At 69.6% G+C, this 17,050-nt stretch carries 17 protein-coding genes; 7 read left to right on the plus strand and 10 right to left on the minus strand.

The genetic code is table 11. From position 1 onward, the window contains the following. Positions 1–10: 10 nt before the first annotated feature. Together BLU81_RS18820 and BLU81_RS18825 are read right to left on the minus strand one after the other, a co-directional pair. Positions 11–1,027 carry a LacI family DNA-binding transcriptional regulator gene (locus BLU81_RS18820; protein WP_092545875.1) on the minus strand — a complete coding sequence of 339 codons (1,017 nt, stop codon included), beginning with the start codon at positions 1,025–1,027 and terminating at the stop codon, positions 11–13. A 297-nt stretch (positions 1,028–1,324) separates the two neighbouring features. Beyond that, on the minus strand, positions 1,325–4,231 hold the full coding sequence (locus BLU81_RS18825) for a glycoside hydrolase family 3 protein (protein WP_092545876.1): 2,907 nt from the start codon (positions 4,229–4,231) through the stop codon (positions 1,325–1,327). 174 nt (positions 4,232–4,405) lie between these two features. On the opposite strand from BLU81_RS18825, the gene BLU81_RS18830 reads away from it, so the two are divergent. Further along, on the plus strand, positions 4,406–5,785 hold the full coding sequence (locus BLU81_RS18830; protein ID WP_092545877.1) for an FAD-dependent oxidoreductase: 1,380 nt from the start codon (positions 4,406–4,408) through the stop codon (positions 5,783–5,785). Here the strand turns inward: BLU81_RS18830 and BLU81_RS18835 are convergent. Both BLU81_RS18835 and BLU81_RS18840 read right to left on the minus strand, forming a co-directional pair. Then, positions 5,782–6,540 carry a DUF4037 domain-containing protein gene (locus BLU81_RS18835; RefSeq protein ID WP_092545878.1) on the minus strand — a complete coding sequence of 253 codons (759 nt, stop codon included), beginning with the start codon at positions 6,538–6,540 and terminating at the stop codon, positions 5,782–5,784. The genes BLU81_RS18830 and BLU81_RS18835 overlap by 4 nt on opposite strands. Then, a complete protein-coding gene (locus BLU81_RS18840) occupies positions 6,537–7,148 on the minus strand; it encodes a CG0192-related protein (RefSeq protein ID WP_092545879.1) in 612 nt (203 codons plus the stop codon). The genes BLU81_RS18835 and BLU81_RS18840 overlap by 4 nt, the downstream gene beginning before the upstream one ends. Positions 7,149–7,204: 56 nt before the next feature. Here BLU81_RS18840 and BLU81_RS18845 point away from each other — a divergent pair, with 56 nt between their 5' ends. Further along, positions 7,205–7,471 (plus strand): sensor histidine kinase, encoded by a 267-nt coding sequence (locus BLU81_RS18845; RefSeq protein WP_092545880.1) that lies wholly within the window; start codon positions 7,205–7,207, stop codon positions 7,469–7,471. Positions 7,472–7,601: 130 nt separating this feature from the next. Here BLU81_RS18845 and BLU81_RS18850 read toward each other — a convergent pair whose 3' ends face one another. Next, positions 7,602–8,603, minus strand: coding sequence for an ornithine cyclodeaminase family protein (locus tag BLU81_RS18850; RefSeq protein ID WP_172890581.1), 1,002 nt, complete (start codon positions 8,601–8,603; stop codon positions 7,602–7,604). 34 nt (positions 8,604–8,637) lie between these two features. On the opposite strand from BLU81_RS18850, the gene BLU81_RS18855 reads away from it, so the two are divergent. Both BLU81_RS18855 and BLU81_RS18860 read left to right on the plus strand, forming a co-directional pair. Continuing rightward, complete coding sequence (locus BLU81_RS18855) at positions 8,638–8,934, plus strand: hypothetical protein (RefSeq protein WP_157751672.1); 297 nt, start codon at positions 8,638–8,640, stop codon at positions 8,932–8,934. Between the two features lie 57 nt (positions 8,935–8,991). Next, positions 8,992–9,414 (plus strand): hypothetical protein, encoded by a 423-nt coding sequence (locus tag BLU81_RS18860; protein ID WP_157751673.1) that lies wholly within the window; start codon positions 8,992–8,994, stop codon positions 9,412–9,414. A gap of 205 nt (positions 9,415–9,619) precedes the next feature. Here BLU81_RS18860 and BLU81_RS18865 read toward each other — a convergent pair whose 3' ends face one another. The 3 genes from BLU81_RS18865 to BLU81_RS18875 are packed head-to-tail and all read right to left on the minus strand — an operon-like array spanning position 9,620 to position 12,708. Continuing rightward, positions 9,620–10,777: an acyl-CoA dehydrogenase family protein gene (locus BLU81_RS18865; RefSeq protein WP_092545884.1), complete on the minus strand. Its 1,158-nt coding sequence runs from the start codon at positions 10,775–10,777 to the stop codon at positions 9,620–9,622. Between the two features lie 18 nt (positions 10,778–10,795). Then, positions 10,796–11,545, minus strand: coding sequence for a 3-oxoacyl-ACP reductase FabG (gene fabG / locus BLU81_RS18870; protein ID WP_092545885.1), 750 nt, complete (start codon positions 11,543–11,545; stop codon positions 10,796–10,798). A gap of 14 nt (positions 11,546–11,559) precedes the next feature. Beyond that, positions 11,560–12,708 (minus strand): acyl-CoA dehydrogenase family protein, encoded by a 1,149-nt coding sequence (locus tag BLU81_RS18875; RefSeq protein WP_092545886.1) that lies wholly within the window; start codon positions 12,706–12,708, stop codon positions 11,560–11,562. Positions 12,709–12,794: 86 nt separating this feature from the next. Between BLU81_RS18875 and BLU81_RS18880 the strand changes: the two genes are divergently transcribed. Continuing rightward, positions 12,795–13,418 (plus strand): TetR/AcrR family transcriptional regulator, encoded by a 624-nt coding sequence (locus BLU81_RS18880; RefSeq protein ID WP_092545887.1) that lies wholly within the window; start codon positions 12,795–12,797, stop codon positions 13,416–13,418. A 13-nt stretch (positions 13,419–13,431) separates the two neighbouring features. On the opposite strand, the gene BLU81_RS18885 is transcribed toward BLU81_RS18880, so the two are convergent. Next, positions 13,432–14,181 carry a hypothetical protein gene (locus tag BLU81_RS18885; RefSeq protein WP_092545888.1) on the minus strand — a complete coding sequence of 250 codons (750 nt, stop codon included), beginning with the start codon at positions 14,179–14,181 and terminating at the stop codon, positions 13,432–13,434. Positions 14,182–14,333: 152 nt separating this feature from the next. Between BLU81_RS18885 and BLU81_RS18890 the strand changes: the two genes are divergently transcribed. Beyond that, positions 14,334–15,092 (plus strand): siderophore-interacting protein, encoded by a 759-nt coding sequence (locus BLU81_RS18890; RefSeq protein WP_092545889.1) that lies wholly within the window; start codon positions 14,334–14,336, stop codon positions 15,090–15,092. Here the strand turns inward: BLU81_RS18890 and BLU81_RS18895 are convergent. Next, positions 15,034–16,038, minus strand: coding sequence for an LLM class flavin-dependent oxidoreductase (locus BLU81_RS18895; RefSeq protein ID WP_092545890.1), 1,005 nt, complete (start codon positions 16,036–16,038; stop codon positions 15,034–15,036). The two genes, BLU81_RS18890 and BLU81_RS18895, sit on opposite strands and share 59 nt — an antisense overlap. Positions 16,039–16,107: 69 nt before the next feature. Between BLU81_RS18895 and BLU81_RS18900 the strand changes: the two genes are divergently transcribed. Continuing rightward, positions 16,108–16,971, plus strand: coding sequence for a L,D-transpeptidase (locus BLU81_RS18900; RefSeq protein WP_231954642.1), 864 nt, complete (start codon positions 16,108–16,110; stop codon positions 16,969–16,971). Positions 16,972–17,050: the final 79 nt, after the last annotated feature.

Below are 17,050 nucleotides of genomic sequence, written 5' to 3' on the forward strand. Positions count from 1 at the left end.
CTGGCTCGTGTCAACGGTGTGACGCGGAGATTTCGCGGCAGCTGTCCCGCTCGACCAGACTCGGCGCGAGCAGGCGGGTGTACTCGACACTGCGACCGTCCAGCAGCCGCATCGCAGTCTCCACGGCGAGGGTGCCGACATCGTGCGCCGGGATGTCGATCGAGGTCAGCGCGACCGGCATCGCCGTCGCCACGTCACGCGGGCAGACCGCCACGACCGAGATGTCCTCGGGAATCCGGCGGCCGGTGGCGTGCAGCAGGTCCAGCAGCGGGCGCAGCGCCTCCTCGTTGTGCACCACCAGCGCGGTGATGCCGTCGAGCTCGGCGTCCAGGTCGGCCATGCAGGACCGCACCCCCTCGGCGCCCGGCTCGCACGGGTGCGTCACCGTGCGCAGACCCAGGTCCACCGACGCGTCGAGGAACCCGGTGAGGAACCGGTCCGCGTACGTCGTCTGCCGCTTGTACACCGCCGGGGACGGGCCGACCAGGCCGATCCGGCGGTGACCGTGCCCAGCCAGGTGCGACAGCGCCTCCCGGGCGGCCGCGCCGAAGTCCAGATCGACACAGGCGATGCCGGTGTGGTCGGCCGGCAACCCGATCAGCACCGACGGCTGCTTCAACCTCCGCAGCGCCGGAATGCGCAGGTCGTCGCGCTCCAGATCCATCAATATCAACGCGTCGACCATGGTGCTGTGGGCGACCCGCTCCAGGCCGGCGGTGCCCTCGTCCTTGGTCAGAAGCAACACATCATGGTTGTACGACCGGGCCGCGGTCACCACGGCCGTGGCGAACTGCATGATGACCGGCACGTTCACATCCACCCGCAGCGGCGCGACCAGCGCGATCACGTTCGTCTTGCTGCTCGCCAGGGCGCGGGCGCCGGCGTGCGGGTGGAAACCCAGCTCCGCGATGGCGGCCTGCACACGGGCGCGGGTCTCGGCGGAGATCGGGCGACGGCCGGACAGAACATACGACACCGTGCTGGGCGACACCCCGGCCGCTTTGGCGACGTCGTTGATCGTCGGCACTGAGCCTCCCCAAGTCACCAAGCAACTCCTTTCGTCGATCCTACTGATCACCGGCTCAGCACCCGAGCCCCGGTGACGCTCCCCTCACCGTCCGGTGAGCCGGGATACAACCCGCAACACAGCCGCCCCGCGGTGACTTCGAGCCCGAACCGAACCCCGAGTCACCACACCTCAGCGGCCCACACACCGCGTGCCGACTTGGGGCGCGGAGCGAACCCCAAGTCGGCACGCCTCAGCGGCCCACACACCGTGTGGTGCCTTCGGGTGCGGAGCGAACCCGAAGTCACCACGTCCGGGTCAGCCGATGCTGAAGGTGGCCAGCCGGAGGCCCGGGCTGGGCACCAGGTAGACCGTCGACCGGCCGCTGAACCTCGCCAGCGGGGCGGTCACCGTGCGGTAGGTGTAGACGCCGCCGGTGTCGGTCAGCGTCGCGGTTCCGAGTAACCGGCCGGCCGGGGAGCCGAGACGGACCTGGACGGTGCCGGTGCCGGACGCCGTGGCCGTGACGGTCCTGCCCCCGCGCAGGGCCGCGTCCTTGAACGCCAGCCAGTCGCCGGTGGCCACGGCGCCGACCACGGTTCCGCTGGAGGTGGTCTCGTCCAGGAGCCTCACCCCGGCGTACGCGTCGAAGGTCTCCGCTCTTGTCGGTCGTGAGAGGTCCCGGGGCGGGATCACCGAACCCTTGACGGCCAGGGTGGTGCGGGCGCGGATGTCGTTCGCGGACGCGCCGAGCAGCACGTCGTGGACCGAGGTCTCGACCACCCAGCGCTGCCGGGTCTGATCCCAGCGGGCGAGATCGGACTGCGCGAGCGGAATCGAGACGGTCGCCGAGCGGCCGGGGCGCAGCGACACCTTCTGGAAGCCGCGGAGCTGTTTGACCGGGGTGGCGTCGCGGGAGGTGCGCTGGTGGGTGTAGAGCTGTACGACCTCGGCCCCGGCCCGTTTGCCGGTGTTGGTGACGGTCACCGTGACCATTCCCTGTCTCACCGACGGCTGGCCGTAGGTGAAGGAGGTATAGGACAGGCCGTGCCCGAACGGGTAGAGCGGTTTGGCGGAACTGTAGAGATAGGTCTGCTTCGACCGGATTATGTCGTATTCGAGCATGTCACCGGGCAGTTGATCAGCCGACCGGTACCAGGTCTGGGTCAGCCGGCCGGCCGGGTTGACGTCGCCGTACAGCACGTCGGCGACCGCGTGCCCGGTCTCCGCCCCGGCATGCGTGGTCCACAGGATGCCGGGCACGTGCGCCTGTGCCCAGTTGATCGTCTGCGGGTAGCTGCTCTGCACCACCACGACGGTCCGCGGGTTGGCCGCCCGGACCGCCTTGATCAGGGCTTCCTGACGGGCCCCGAGACCGAGCCCGGCCCGGTCGTGGACCTCACGCCCGGCGACGAACGGGTCGGTGCCGACGACGACCACCGCGGTCTTCGCCTTCTTGGCCTGGGCGGCAGCCGTCGCCACCCCGTCGACCAGGAGTTCCCTGGTGAAGCGGGCGGCTCCGGCCGCGCCGGCGGCACCGAGGGTCAGGTTGCCGTCGGCACCCACGGTCACATAGTGGTTCGGCGGGAACCAGGACTCCTGGGTCTCGTAACCGACGTAGTGCAGAACGAACGTTCCGTCCGCCTGCTGCTCCTGCCGGAACTGCTGCTGGACGAACCAGCCGCCCGGCTCGTCGGCGTTGGCGGCGAACGGACCCCAGTTGTAGCTGACCAGCTTGCCGTTGGCGACATTGCGCAGCGTCGAGACACCGTCTCCCCAGTCGACGGTGTCGAACTGGGCGGCCGGGGTCGGACTACTCTCGGTGACACCGACGCCGGTGGCACCGGCGGTCACGTAACGGCCGGTCGTCACCTCGCGAAGGGCGATCCGGTCGGCGCCGGTGCCGGTGGAGACCGAGGAGGCGCGTTCGGTGAGGCCGTCGAGGATGCTGACCCGGTACGGGAGCTGTCCCCCGTACCAATCGCTGTAGAGCTTGTCGGCGGTGGGACCGACGACCGCGACCGAACCGCCCGCCTGCAGCGGCAGGATGCCGTCGTTCTTGAGCAGCACCGCGGCCTCGGCGGCGGTCTTCCGGGCCAGCGCGCGGTGGGCCGGACTGTCGATCACCGACGGTGAGATGCCGGCGTAGGGGCCGCCGTCCGGGTCGAACTCGCCGAGCCGGAAGCGAATGCTCAGCGCGTTGCCGACCGAGGAGTCCACGTCGGCCTCGGTGAGCAGGCCTCGCTCCAGTGCCTGTCTGATCGCGGTGGTGGTCGGCTCGGCGTTGGTGTCGTTGACGGTGAAACTGTCCAGGCCGGCCTTGATGACGGCGGCGTTCGCCTCGGCCTGGGTGGCGAAGTAGGCCTGCGAGCCGGTCAGGTTGGTGGGTGCCCAGGCGTCACTGACGTTGAAGAGCCGCTGGTCACTCCAGTCGCGCAGCAGTGTGCCGAGGTCCGGGTCGACGGTGGCGGGCCGCCCGTTGATCAGGTTGTAGGCGGCCATCACGCCGGTCGCGGAACCGTTCTTCAAGGCGATCTCGAACGGTTTGCGGTCGTATTCGTTGAGGACCCGCTGCGGCACGTTCGACGACGTCCGGTCCCGCAGTGTCTCGTTGTTGTAGGCGGCGTAGTGCTTCAGCGTCGGCGCGACCTTGAGATGGTTCGGGTCGTCGCCCTGCAAGCCGTCGCCGTAGGCGGCGGCGATCGCGCCGGTGAGCAGCGGATCCTCGGAGTAGCCCTCCTCGTTGCGGCCCCATCGCGGGTCGCGCAGCAGGTTGACGACCGGCGCCCAGGCGTTCAGGCCCCAGATCTCCGGGTTCTGCCGGTGGAAGCCGCGCAGTTCGTCGCCGACGGCTGAGCCGACACGTTCGATCAACTCCGGGTCCCAGGTGCTGGCCAGGCCCACGGCCTGCGGGAACACCGTCGCGGTCGCGTCGATCTTGGCGGAGTTGTTGCGATGGTCGTTCGACCAGGCGACGCCGTGCAGGGCTTCGGTGCCGGACTTGAACAGGCTGATTCCGAGGCGGGGAATGGCCGGCTGGTATTGGTGCAGCAGCGAGATCTTCTCGTCGAGAGTGAGCCGGCTGACCAGGTCGTCAACGCGTGCGGTCAGTGGCAGGGACGGGTCGCGGAACTCCAGAGCGGGTTCGGCCTGAGCCGCGTCTGGCAGCAGTGGGACCAATAGGACGGCGACGGCAATCGCCGCGAAACCACGTCTGATACGCATAGAATTCTCCCCATAAAGAATCCGTCGAAGCGCTTCGACGATGGCTTATATGAATCGCCCGGGATATGACGCCTGCGGTGAAGTCACCATAGAGCCACGCCGATGTGGTGGGCAACCACTCCGCGCAGCTTTCCGGAAATCTGCCGGCAACACAGGCAGAATGGGCCGGTGCGAATGATTGTCATCGGTGGAGATGCTGCCGGAATGTCCGCCGCCTCCCAGGCCCGGCGCCGTCTCGGGCGCGACGAACTGGAGATCCTCGCGTTCGAGCGGGGCGACTTCACGTCCTACTCGGCGTGCGGCATCCCGTACTGGGTGGGCAGTCTGGTCGACGGCCCGGACGAGCTGATCGCCCGCGACCCGGCCACGTTCCGCAAGGACGGGATCGACGTCCGGACCGGCCATGAGGTCACCGGCATCGACCTCGGCGCGCGGACCGTCACCGTCCGCAACTCCGATCGGACCTTCACCGAGGGCTTCGACCTGCTGATGTACGCGGCCGGGGCCCAACCGGTGCGCCCGCCCTGGGCCGACAACCCGGCGAGCGGCATCTTCGGCATGCAGACCCTCGGTGACGGCGCCGCGCTCAACGCCTGGCTCTCCTCGTTCGAGGGCGGCGGCAGAGGCGGTGGCGGCGAGGGCCGGGACGCCGTGGTGATCGGTGGCGGCTACATCGGCGTCGAGATGGCCGAGGCCCTGGTCCGGCGCGGGCTGCGGGTCACTCTCGTGGAACGTTCCGGGCAGCCGATGTCCACCGTCGACCCGGACATGGGCGCGCTGGTCGCCGACGCGGTCCGCGGGCTCGGTATCGAGCTGCGCACCGGCGTCACGGTTCAGGCCCTGGAGACGAGCGACGACCGGGTACGGGCGGTGGTCACCGACGACGGCACGATTCCGGCCGACGTCGTGGTGCTGGGATTGGGGGTACGCCCCAACACGGCACTCGCCGACGCCGCCGGAATCCCGCTCGGCGTCACCGGCGGTCTCGCCACCGATCTGCGGCAGCGGGTCACCGGCCCGGACGGGGTCGTCGACGGGGTGTGGGCGGCCGGCGACTGCACCGAGGTCACCCATCTGGTCAGCGGGAAGACGATGCACGTGCCGCTCGGTACCCACGCCAACAAGCAGGGCCGGGTCGCCGGGATCAACATCGGCGGCGGGTACGCCACATTCCCCGGCGTGATCGGCACGGCCGTCACCAAGATCTGCGATCTGGAGGTGGCCCGCACCGGACTGTCGTCGCGGGAGGCCGAGGCCGCCGGGTTCCGTTTCGTGACCGCCACGATCGAGTCGACGAACCGGGCCGGCTACTTCCCCGGCGCCGTCCCGATGACCGTCAAGGTCCTCGCCGAGAAGGACACCGGACTACTGCTGGGTGCGCAGATCGTCGGCCGGGCCGAGGCGGCCAAACGGATCGACGCCTTCGCGGTCGCCGTCTGGAACCGGATGACCGTCACCGAGATGACCGCCCTCGACCTGGGTTACGCACCCCCGTTCGCACCGGTCTGGGACCCGGTCCTGATCGCCGCCCGCAAAGTCGCCGACAAGATCTAGGCTCGGCCGGTGAACCGCGACAGTCTCGCCAGGGCGGTCGCGGCACCGGCGTCCGGCAGGTGGCGCGCGATCAGGATCAGGGTCTCACTGATCAGGGCGTCGGCGGCCGGGACCGAACTGGCGGGGGTGGCGGTGAACAGCGCGTCCAGGCGGGCCGGCAGACCGGCCGGGGCCAGCGGCAACGACTCGGCCAGCCGGCTCACCCCCGCGAAACCGGGGTGCGCGAACCAGATCCGGTTGAGGCCGAACAGCACCAGCAGCACGTTGCGGGCGGTGTCCAGACGGTCCTGGGCCAGGGGCAGCAGGTCGCCGCGCTCCAGCATCCGGCTCCGCTGCCCGGACGAGCGGAAGTTCAGGTGGGCGCGGACCATCGCGGACGCCAGCTCGTCGGGGTAACGGCCGGTGCGGGCCGTCCATGCCGGGATCAGGCCCGTGTCGTGCAACACGACACCGTCACGGATCGTGGCGATCAGGTGCTGCTTGACGAGGTCCGGGTCGGCGCCCCCGATCACGTCGGCGATCCATTGGTCGACGGTGGCCACCCGCCGGTGCGTGATCCGGAACTCCACACCGTCCAGCAGTTCGTCCTCGTCACCGGCGGGCGGTTCGGTGTCCCACAGGACCAGAAGACCGGCGTCATCGTGCGCGGCTTCATCGTGCGTGAGCAGCACGGATCGTACCCCCGCCAGGCTCTTGATCTTGTCGGTCAAGCGCTCGCCGGACGCGCGGGACCGGGCCTGGTGATCGGCGCTCATCGCGGGGTCAGCGCGGCCAGAACGGCCGGGGAACCGGCACCGTCCCAGGCACCGGTGAGCGTGGCACCGGGCAGGACCGGGCCGAGAACCCGGATCACGCTCAGTTCACTGCCACCCAGCACGATTGTCGCGGGATCACCGTCGGTCACCGCGGTCACCTGGCCGGCAGCCGCCTCCGGCGCGCCGGAACCCCGCAGAGCCAGATCCGGTACGCGGGACTGGCGCTCCCCGTCGACCTCGAACTCCTCGACGGCCTCGCGCCCACCCGACCGGACCGCCTCGAGCAACTGCGCCGCGTAGACCGGATCGCCGACGGCGTCGTAGACCCAGCGCGCCCCCAGCACCGAATGCTCGGTGGTGCCGACCAGCCACTGCTCCGCACCCTCCAGCGGCGCGCCCCGGTAGGTGAGCGGCACGTGCAGCAGCCGCCCGTCCCCGTCGCGCAGGATCAGCGTCTCGATGCCCACCGCACCGGCCGGGTCGTCGAACCTGGCCGCGGCCACCCGCTCGACATCGCCGGAAACACCGGACCAGGGGCGGGCGGGCAGCCAGTGGTTCAGCATTTCGAGCTTGCCCGGGACGATCTGCGCCTTGTGGAGAAGAGCCATCCCGGCAGCCTATGCGGAACACCCGGCCACCCATCCGCGGGACTCACACGTTTCCGGTGGATGCGGCGCACGGCGAGGTACAGCAGGAGCACGGCGACGGTCACGGGCTCGGGTCGGCCATGGTGCGCGCCGTCGCCGACGCGCACGCCGCGACCATCACCGGCCGCGCCCGGCCCACCGGCGGCCTCGATCACGCTATCCACCTGGATCTGCGCAATCCCTTACTCGGCCTGATGTTGCGGCTGACCAGAAAACGAGCGCTCGGCACCGATCTCGACTTGCTCAAGAATGCTCTGACAGAGTTCTACGGACCAACGGCTTGAATGGGTTGGTTCCGGCTTCGTGGATCGGCGGACGTGTGGTCGCGCGCGACAGAGCGATCCCACCGGTCACCTCGACCAAACCTGACAGGGCTGCGGTCGTACTCCAATGAGACATCCGGAATCCGTCAGGTCAGAAGGTGACTCGTTGGCCTCGGCCTGTCGACAGGGCCTGTTCGTATAGGTAGCGGGCCACGATCACGTCTTCGATCGCCAGGCCCAGGGACTTGAAGACGGTGATCTGTTCCGGACTTGTTCGGCCGGGGAGGCGGCCGGTCAGGATGTCGCCGAGTTCGCCGTGTACGTGGTCCGGGCCGATCAACGGGGCCGCCCGCAGGTAGTCGCCGGATTCGGTGAGCAGGGATTCGCGGCGGTCGGCTACCAGGACGGCTCGGGCCAGGAGTTCCGGGTCGAGTTCGGCGGCGGTGGGGATCGAGGAGCCGACGGCGTTGACGTGGGTGCCGGGCTCCACCCAGCGGGCCATCAGGATCGGGTCCGGCGCGGTGGTGGCGGTGACGATCACGTCGGCTCCGGCTACCGCTACGGCCGGGTCGTTGAACGGGCGGGCCCGCTCATCGAAACGGAACGCGGCGTCGAAGGTGCGGCCGACAACCCGAACCTCGTCAAAGCCGGACCGCGAGCCGGAGTCGGAGCCGGACCGCGAGCCGAGTCTGAGGCCGGAATCGGGGCCGGTCAGGGCGTTCAGGTGGGCTCGGGCCTGTACTCCGGTGCCGAAGATCGTCAGGACCCGGGAGCCGGGGCGGGCCAGGGCCTCGGTGGCCAAGGCGGAGACGGCGGCGGTGCGGATCTCGGTGACGGCGGAGGCGTTGACGATCGCCAAGGGCTCGCCGGTCTCGTGGTCGAAAAGGGTGACTACTCCCTGGTGGGCGTCCTTGCCGAGCAGTGTGTTGCCGGGGAAGACCCCGACCGATTTCAAGCCGAACGCCGGTTCGGGCCCGGCCAGGTGCGCGGTCATCAGGCCGAGCAGGCCGCCCAGTTCCGGTGGCCGGATCACCGTGCGCAACGGCAGGAAGACCTGCCCGTCGGCGACCGCCGTCAGGGCGGCGCGCATCAGGTCACGGCACACCGCCGGGGTGAGCAGGTCGTGCACGTCGGCTGCGGAGATCACCAGCATGGCGATCATCCTAAGGAGACGGCAGGCTGAATGGATGAAAGTGCTCTGGGCTCTACCCGTGATGGTGGTCCTGGTCCTGGTTCTGCTGCCGGTCAACGACGGGCTCTACGAGTTACTGGTCAACTATGACCCGCAAGGTGACGGGCAGCACTGGGAGCGGCGCTACTACCAGGAGGTCATGCGGCGCACGTCCGGGATGCTGGCCGGGCATCTGCTGGCGTTCGGGGTGGGCGTGACGCTGGCCGGGACGGAGCGGACGGAGCGGACGGAGCTTCTGGCGGTGGCGGCCGGGACGGTTCTGGGTACGGTTGCCCTGGTCACGGCCCGGTGAGCGGGTGGTTCACGCCTGCGGGTGGGCGGTGACGGCGTCCCGTTGTGGGAGCCCGCGGTGCCGCTGGAGGAACCGCGCTACTGGGCGCTGCTCCTGGCTTTCCCACTGGTCGCGCTGGTAGGCGTCGGAGTGGGAACGCTGGTCCGGGGCTGGCGGGGCCGGACGCTGATCGTGCTGGCCGTGGTCGGCGGCGTCGGCTGGCTGATCCTGACGGCGTCCGGGCTGATGCTGGACGGGCGGCCCGGGCCGCCGGTGGGGTGGCTCTGGTTGCTGCCGCCGCTGGCCGCGGCCCGGGTGATCGGGATGGCCGCTCTGTCGGTCAACGCCGAGCACATCCCGCCGTCCGTCAGCGGTGACTGGGGGCAGGCGGCGGCGTTCGCCCTGGTCGGCGGCCTCACCGGGTGGGCGGTGCTGCTCCAGGTCGCAGCCTGGCGGCGAGCGGGATCCAAACTGCGGCGGTACGACGGCACAAAGCCCTGACCGCGGCGGACCAAAGCGCAAAAGCCCTGACGAGCGCAAAAGCCCGGACCGTGACGGCGGCGGCACCACAGGCGTGGGAAGCCCCGATCACCGCATTCGGCCCGGCGGTCGCGGGTCGGCCCGGTCCACCGCGCAGCTCGCGTGGTGGACCGGGGACCCGTCGACTGCGGCGGGGCCACGCAGACCCCGTACCGGAAGAAAGTTCTTAAAGGCCCATGTCCTTCGCGATGATCATTTTCATCACCTCGGACGTGCCGCCGTAGATCCGGTTGACGCGGTTGTCGGCGTAGAGGCGGGCGATCGGGTACTCGTTGATGAACCCGTAGCCGCCGTGCAACTGGAGGCAGCGGTCGATGACCCGGTGCGCGACCTCGGTGCAGAAGAGTTTCGCGGACGCCGCCTCGGCTGCGGTCAGTTCGCCCGCGTCGAGGGCTTCCAGGGCGCGGTCGGCGACTGCCTGCGCGGCGTCGACCTCTGACTGGCAGGCGGCAAGTTCGAACTTGGTGTTCTGGAAACTGGCGACGGTCTGGCCGAAGACCTTGCGGTCCTGCACGTACTGTTTGGCGAACCGGACCGCCGCTGCGGCCTGCGCATATGCGCCGTAAGCGATGCTCAGGCGCTCCTTCGGCAGGTTCTTGCCGAGGTAGTAGAAGCCCTGGTCCTCCTCGCCGAGCCGGTCCTCGACCGGAACCTTCACGTCCACGAACGCCAGTTCCGCGGTGTCGGAAGTCCGGAGCCCGAGTTTGTCGAGTTTGCGGCCGACCGAGTAGCCGGGCAGCGTGGTGTCCACCACCAGCAGCGAGATGCCGAAGCGGCGGTCGTCGGGCTTGGCCGGTGACGTGCGGGCGCAGACGATCACCCGGTCGGCCAGGACACCACCGGTGATGAAGGTCTTCGCGCCGTTGAGGACGTAGTGCGTTCCGTCGTCGGACAGGCGAGCCGTCGTGCTCATGCCGGCCAGGTCGCTGCCGGTGCCGGGTTCGGTCATGGCGAGCGCGTACATCGTGTCGCCGGAGACGAAGTCGGGCAGCCAGCGCTGTTTCTGCTCAACGGTGCCGAGGTCCAGCAGGTAGGGCAGACCGAGCGCGACGTGGGCACCGGCCGCACCGAAGGAGACGCCGGCGCGCATGGTCTCCTCGGTCTGGACCGCGGCGAACTTGAAACTGTCGATGCCGGCGCCGCCGTATTCCTCCGGCACCTCGATGCCGAACAGCCCCAGCTCGGCGAGCTGCTTGTAGAAGTCCCGCGGCACCTGGCCGTCCTGGAACCACTGGTCGTAGCGGGGAACCACCTCGGTCTCGATGAAGTCCCGCAGAGTCTGCCGGAACGCCTCGTGGTCCTCGTTGAATACGGTACGGCGCATAACTCGGTCCGATCCTTTCTAGAGACGACGTCCGCCGTCTACGTAAATCGTCTGCCCGGTGATGAAGGAGGCTCCGTCACTGGCCAGGAACGCGGCCACCCGGGCGATGTCCTCCGGCCGGCCCACCCGCCGCAGCGGGGTGATCTCGGCGGCCTTGGCCCGCATGTCGGCAGCGGAGATCCCGACCCGGGCGGCTGTCGCGTCGGTCATCTCGGTGACGATGAACCCGGGCGCCACCGCGTTGACATTGATGTTGAAGGGACCCAACTCCATCGCCAGGGTCCGGGTCAACCCCTGGATCCCGGCCTTCGCGGCGGCGTAGTTGGCCTGACCCCGGTTACCCAGGGCGGACACGCTCGACGTGTTCACGATCTTGCCGGAGCGTTTCGGGACCATGTGCCGCTGCGCCGCCCGGCTGCACAGGAACGCGCCGCGCAGGTGCACGTTCATCACGATGTCCCAGTCGGTCACCGACATCTTGTGCAGCAGGTTGTCGCGGAGCACCCCGGCGTTGTTGACCAGCACGTCGACCCCGCCCAGCTCACCCGCCACCTTGTTGATCACAGCGTCGACCTGGGTCTCGTCGGCCACGTCGCAGCCGAACGCGACAGCCGTCCCCCCGGCCGCGGTGATCCGGTCGACGGTCTCGGCACACGCCTGCTCGTCCAGGTCGAGCACCGCCACGGACGCCCCCTCACGGGCGAACTGCAGTGCGGTCGCGGCGCCGATACCCCGCGCGGCCCCGGTGACGACGGCTACCCGGCTCATGTTCACTCCCTGAATTAGAAGGCGCTGATTCCGGTCAGCGCACGGCCGATGAGCAGTTTCTGGATCTGGCTGGTGCCCTCGTAGAGGGTGGTCACGCGGGCGTCACGCATGGCCTTACCGACCGGGAACTCGTCGACGTAGCCGTACCCGCCGAAGATCTGAATGGCCTGGTTGGCGGCTTTCACCGCGGCTTCGGTGGCGAACAGTTTGGCCATCGACGCCTCGGTCCGGTACGGCAGACCGCGATCGACCAGGTCGGCCGCCCGCCACACCAGCAGTCTCGCGGCGTCGGTCTCAACGGCGATATCAGAGATCATTTCTTGTACGAGTTGGAAGCTCGCGATCGGTTTGCCGAACTGCGTTCGTTCTTTCGCATAGCCGATGGACGCTTCCAGGCAGCCGCGCGCCAGTCCCACCGAGCCCGCCGCGACCGCGATCCGGCCCTTGTCCAGGGCGGCCATCGCGATCTTGAAGCCAGCGCCCTCGTCACCGAGCCTGCAATCGTCGTTCAGCCGCACCTGGTCCAGGGTGATCGACGCCGTGGCCTGGCCACGGAGACCGAGTTTGCCCTTGATCTCGGTTCGGACGAATCCCTTGTTGTCGGTCGGCACCAGGAACGCGGTGATCCCTTTCGGCCCCGGTCCGCCGGTGCGCGCGAAGATCAGCGCCACCCCCGCCCAGGTGCCGTTGGTGATGAAGACCTTCTCGCCACTGATCACCCAGTCGTCACCGTCGCGGACCGCCTTGGTGATCAGGCTGCTCGCGTCGGAACCGGTGCCCGGCTCGGTCAGCCCGAAACAGCCGACCGTCTCGCCCTCGCACAGCGCGGGCAGCCAGCGGGTCTTCTGCTCCTCGGTCCCGTAGGCCTGGATGCTCTTGGCCACCAGGCCCAGCGACACCGAGACGATGCCCCGAACCGACGTGTCGCCACGGCCCAGTTCTTCCATCATCAGGCAGTACGTCAGGAAGTCGCCGCCCGAACCGCCCAGCTCCTCGTCGATCCCGAGGCCGAGAAAGCCCAGCTCGGCGAGCTTGCCGACGATCTTCGGGTCGACCTGCTCGGCACGGTCCCACTCGGTGGCGTGCGGCACGACCTCGCGGTCCACCCACTCGCGGGCGAGCGCCCGGAACTGCTCCTGCTCCTGGCTCAGGCCGAGGTTCATCGCGGCTCCCCTAATTGAACGCTGTCAGGTTTCTCGCCGCATGCTAACTTAACGCCGTTAGTTAAACCAAGTATTCGGAGGCTCGCATGCCCCGGCCGACAACGCCGCTGCTCAGCCGGACCGGCATCCGCGATTGCGCCCTCACGATCATCGACCGGGACGGCCTGGACGGCCTGAGCATGCGCAAGCTGGCCGCCGCGCTGGGGGTGTCCGCGCCCGCGCTGTACTTCCACTTCCCCACCAAGGAGCAGCTCCTCGACGACGTGGCCAGCGCGATCATGGAGAAGGTGGACGTGTCCGCGTTCACCCACGGCTGGCGCGAGGGCCTGCTCACCTGGGCCCGCTCCTACCGGGCGGCCCTCGCCGAACACCCCAACATCGTCCCGTTCCTGGCGCGCGGCCCCGGCCAGCGCGACGCCTCACTGCGCCGGGCCGACACCATCCACGGCGGCCTGGTCGCCGCCGGCTGGCACCCCCGCGACGCCACGATGATCGGCGCCTCGACGAAATACCTGGTCCTGGGCGCGGCGATGGGCTCGTTCTCGCGCGGTTTCACCGATGACGTGCAGGTCTACCTGGACCGCTACCCGGCTCTCGGCGACGCCCACCGCTTACGGGAGAACGCCGACACCGTCGACCGCGACAGCTTCGACTTCGCCCTGACGATGTTCGTCGACGGCCTGACGTCCCGGCTGTCCCAGCGGCTTTGACACCCCGCCACTTTCAGTGCCGCGCTGTCAGCTCGGCGATCTGTGGAATGCCCTGGAACCGGGCCAGCTCCTCCGCGGTGCCGATCGCTGAGCGCAGTTCGGGCCGGTTCGCATACTCGTGGATCGCACGGGCCAGCAGCTCAGCGCTCACCCCGGCGGCCGGCAGCATCGCCGGATCACCGAGACGCAGCCCCCGCTTACGAATCCGGCCCGGTTCGGCAACGGTCAGCGTGACCTGCTCCGGCGTGTAGGCGAACGCCGGCCGGGGCCCGCCCAGCGCCTCCCACGGGATGAAGACGGAACCGAGTAACTCCCGGCTGACGATCCCCTCCGAGTAGAGCCGCACCCCGAACCGCCCCAGCGCCGCACGCCAGACCAGCGCCAGAAGCGCGAGCCAGACCGTCACGAGCCCCACCGGCCACCAGATGTCCCCGTCCATCAACAGGTCCCAGGCCAGCGCCCCTGTCGCGTGCACACCCAAGGTGTAGGCGACCGCCAGCAGAACCATGCCCGGGTTCGGCGGCACTTCCAGGGCGGGCACCTCGGCCCGGGCCACCAGCACCGCCGGGTGATGATCCCGGACGGTCAAGGACGCCACCAGCAACAACCCGAACGGCAGCAGCACTTGCAGCACCAGGGAGACCACCCACCCGAAGTCATGTCCCAGAACCCGGCGGCCGACCTCAAAAGCGGCCGAAGCCACCAGGGCCCCGACCAGCAACCACAACCGCCACCGGACCACCCACCCCAGAACCCTGCCCATGATCGCCAGCCTAGGCCGTCACCACCAGGCCGGAAACGTGAGTAACGCCGGGCCGGAAACCCGCCGACAGGCGGTAGGGGGCGGATCCGAAAGCGAGTAGCCAATGACGCGAGCAATTGCTCATAATTATCCTCTGAACAGGGAGGACACACATGGTCACACTTCTGGAACGACTCAGCCGGCGGGCCACCGTCAGTGCGGTGAGCCCGGTTACGCCGTGGATCACCGGTGTTCGGATCGCCGGGCCGAGGCTGCGTGATCTGAAGTGGACTCCGGGGCAGCATCTGAACGTGATGCCGACCGCGCCGCACAACTTCGCCCAGGCGCTGCGGGACGGCTGGCGCAAATACACCGTGTGGGATCACGACCCGGCCGGGGAGCTGGAGTTGCGGGTCGTGACGCGGGGGCACGACGGGCCGGGTGCCCGGTGGGCGGCCGGCGCGGCCGTGGGTGCCGACGTGGCGGTGTCCAGCACGGAGGGGCGGCTCACCGCACGGCCGGGCGCCGCGTACCACCTGGTGCTGGGCGAGGAGACCGGGTCGGTGGCGATGGGGGCGATCGCACGGGCGGTTCCGGCGGATGAACCGGTCCTCGGGGTGATCGAGGTCGATACTCCGGAGGACCGGCCGGACATGCCGCGGGCACAGGGGCTGACCTGGGCGTACCGGCACGGTGCCGCCCCCGCTTCGACTCCGGTGCTGCTGGAGGCGTTGCGGGAGTTACGGCTGCCGGACGAGCCGGGGATGGCTTACGTCGCCGGTGAGGCCCGGACCTGTCAGCAGGTCCGGGCGCACCTGATCCGGGAGCGGGGCTGGCCGCGCGCAAACGTGCTGGTGCACGCTTTCTGGACGGTCAGCCGGCGGCGGGTTTCCAGCCCAGCGCCGGTCCCAGGTGGCCGGCCATATCGGTGAGGATCTGCACGTAGTCGTCGTGGTCGAAGGTGAACGGCAGCGCGAACGCCACCTCGTCGATCTCACGGAACGCGGCGTTCGACTCCAGTTTCTCGGCGATCTCAGCGGACGTGCCGACAAGGTCGGGGGCGAACATCATCCGGGCCGGGCCCTGCGGGGTGCGGGTGCGCGGGGTGCGTTTCTCGGCGTACGCCCGGTATCTCGCGATCTGCGACGGCGAAGCGCTGTCGGTCGGGATCACCACCAGCCCCTGCGAGACCCGGGCGGCGGCACCGGACGGGTGGGCGGCGCGGAACGCCCGGATGTGTGAGAGCTGGATCTGCTCGAAGTCCTCCGACTCCTCGGCTTTCACGACGCTGCTGGTCAGGAAGTTCATGCCGTGCGCGCCGGCCCACTGGGCGGAACGCAGTGAACCCCCGCCGTACCACAGGCGGGACGCCAGACCGGCCGCGTGCGGCTGGACCCGGTCGGAGAACTGCTCGAAACCCTGGTAGCCGCGGTACGAGGTGACTTTGTCCCCTCGTACCGCCGCGAGGAATCTCTCGACCCTCGCGAAGCTGAAGTCCTCCGCATCGGCCGTGCCGGGATAAAGCGCGTCTTTGACGTGCTCCCACTGCATCGGCGGGCCGACGCTGACGCCGGGGTTGATCCGGCCGCCGGACAGCAGGTCGACGGTGGCCAAATCCTCGGCGAGGCGCAGCGGGTTCTCCCAGCCGAGTGGGATCACCGCGGTGCCGAGCTCGATGCGGCGGGTGCGCTGGGAGGCGGCGGCCAGCACGGCGACCGGGGAGGAGATGCCGAACTGCAGGTGCCGGTGGCGCAGCCAGGCACTGTCGAAACCGAGGCTCTCACCCAGTTGGATGATCTCCAGGGTGGACTCGTGGCCGCGGCGCGGGTCCGCCTCGTCGAACAGGCCGATGGTGAGGAAACCCAGCTTGCTCAGCATGCGATCACCCTAACTCCGGCAATCCCCCGTGCGTCAGTGGGAGTTACCGAGACCACTACCCTGAGGAACATGTCGACGATCCGGTCCCGTCCGTACCTGTGGATCATGGCGGTCGTCGCCCTCGTCGCCGGGCTGGGCGTCACGGTGCTGCTGAACCGCGGCGCCGGTGAGACCTCCCGACCGGCCGCGATCGCCGATCCGGGGACACCGCCGGCGACAGCCGCGCCGACCAGCGAAGCACCTGTCGCCGCAGCGAAGGCCCCACCCGCCGACCTGCCGGTGGTCGCCTACGCGAAGGGCCCGCGTGGTCTGCCCGACGACCCGGCCCCGGAGTCGGTCGTGCCGATCACCGAGGCGATGCGGCCGGCGACGAAGACCGCCCTCTACGACGCTCCCGGCGGTGAGCCGCTGGCGTTCCTGCCGCCGCGGATCAGCGGTCTGGCCACCGTCGTCCCGATCGTGGCCCGGGCGAACGGCTGGGCCGCCGTGCTGGTCCCGGCCACCAACCGCAAGGTCGGCTGGGTGCCGACCGCCGGCTGGCAGGCCGAGACGCTGCGCGACCAGCTGATGGTCGACCTGAGCGAGCGCAGCCTGATCTGGCTGCGCGCAGGCGAGGAACAGGCCCGCTGGTCAGTGGCGATCGGCACGAAGCGGACACCGACACCGCTCGGCCGGACCTACGTCATGGGGATCACCGGCACCAGCGGCGCCGCCTTCGCCGGGCTGGACGCGCTGGTGCTCGGCTCGGTCCCGGAGGACCCGGAGAAGATGGCGGCCAGCCTGCAGAAGGCGCACACCGGCATCCACGCCTGGTCGAACAGCGCAGTCTTCGGCCGCAACGTCTCCAACGGCTGTGTCCGCATGCCGCCGAAAGCCCAGCGCAAGCTGCTCGATCAGGTCGCCCCGGGCACTCCGGTGGTGGTCACAGCCTGACGGTGGCCACGGTCCGCGCGCAGACCATGGTGCGGCTGATCGAGACCCGCGGGCCCTGACCCCGCTGAACCGCGAGCGC

Origin of the sequence: Actinoplanes derwentensis, from assembly GCF_900104725.1 — a bacterium.
In the GTDB taxonomy this organism is placed as follows: domain Bacteria; phylum Actinomycetota; class Actinomycetes; order Mycobacteriales; family Micromonosporaceae; genus Actinoplanes; species Actinoplanes derwentensis.

What these genes read in the sequence shown, in the direction of transcription:
- BLU81_RS18825 (WP_092545876.1), bottom strand. Translation starts at nt 4,231, where the DNA reads ATGCGTATCAGACGTGGTTTCGCGGCGATTGCCGTCGCCGTCCTATTG.
- BLU81_RS18830 (WP_092545877.1), top strand. Translation starts at nt 4,406, where the DNA reads ATGATTGTCATCGGTGGAGATGCTGCCGGAATGTCCGCCGCCTCCCAG.
- BLU81_RS18835 (WP_092545878.1), bottom strand. Translation starts at nt 6,540, where the DNA reads ATGAGCGCCGATCACCAGGCCCGGTCCCGCGCGTCCGGCGAGCGCTTG.
- BLU81_RS18840 (WP_092545879.1), bottom strand. Translation starts at nt 7,148, where the DNA reads ATGGCTCTTCTCCACAAGGCGCAGATCGTCCCGGGCAAGCTCGAAATG.
- BLU81_RS18850 (WP_172890581.1), bottom strand. Translation starts at nt 8,603, where the DNA reads ATGCTGGTGATCTCCGCAGCCGACGTGCACGACCTGCTCACCCCGGCG.
- BLU81_RS18855 (WP_157751672.1), top strand. Translation starts at nt 8,638, where the DNA reads ATGAAAGTGCTCTGGGCTCTACCCGTGATGGTGGTCCTGGTCCTGGTT.
- BLU81_RS18865 (WP_092545884.1), bottom strand. Translation starts at nt 10,777, where the DNA reads ATGCGCCGTACCGTATTCAACGAGGACCACGAGGCGTTCCGGCAGACT.
- fabG (WP_092545885.1), bottom strand. Translation starts at nt 11,545, where the DNA reads ATGAGCCGGGTAGCCGTCGTCACCGGGGCCGCGCGGGGTATCGGCGCC.
- BLU81_RS18875 (WP_092545886.1), bottom strand. Translation starts at nt 12,708, where the DNA reads ATGAACCTCGGCCTGAGCCAGGAGCAGGAGCAGTTCCGGGCGCTCGCC.
- BLU81_RS18880 (WP_092545887.1), top strand. Translation starts at nt 12,795, where the DNA reads ATGCCCCGGCCGACAACGCCGCTGCTCAGCCGGACCGGCATCCGCGAT.
- BLU81_RS18885 (WP_092545888.1), bottom strand. Translation starts at nt 14,181, where the DNA reads ATGGGCAGGGTTCTGGGGTGGGTGGTCCGGTGGCGGTTGTGGTTGCTG.
- BLU81_RS18890 (WP_092545889.1), top strand. Translation starts at nt 14,334, where the DNA reads ATGGTCACACTTCTGGAACGACTCAGCCGGCGGGCCACCGTCAGTGCG.
- BLU81_RS18895 (WP_092545890.1), bottom strand. Translation starts at nt 16,038, where the DNA reads ATGCTGAGCAAGCTGGGTTTCCTCACCATCGGCCTGTTCGACGAGGCG.
- BLU81_RS18900 (WP_231954642.1), top strand. Translation starts at nt 16,108, where the DNA reads ATGTCGACGATCCGGTCCCGTCCGTACCTGTGGATCATGGCGGTCGTC.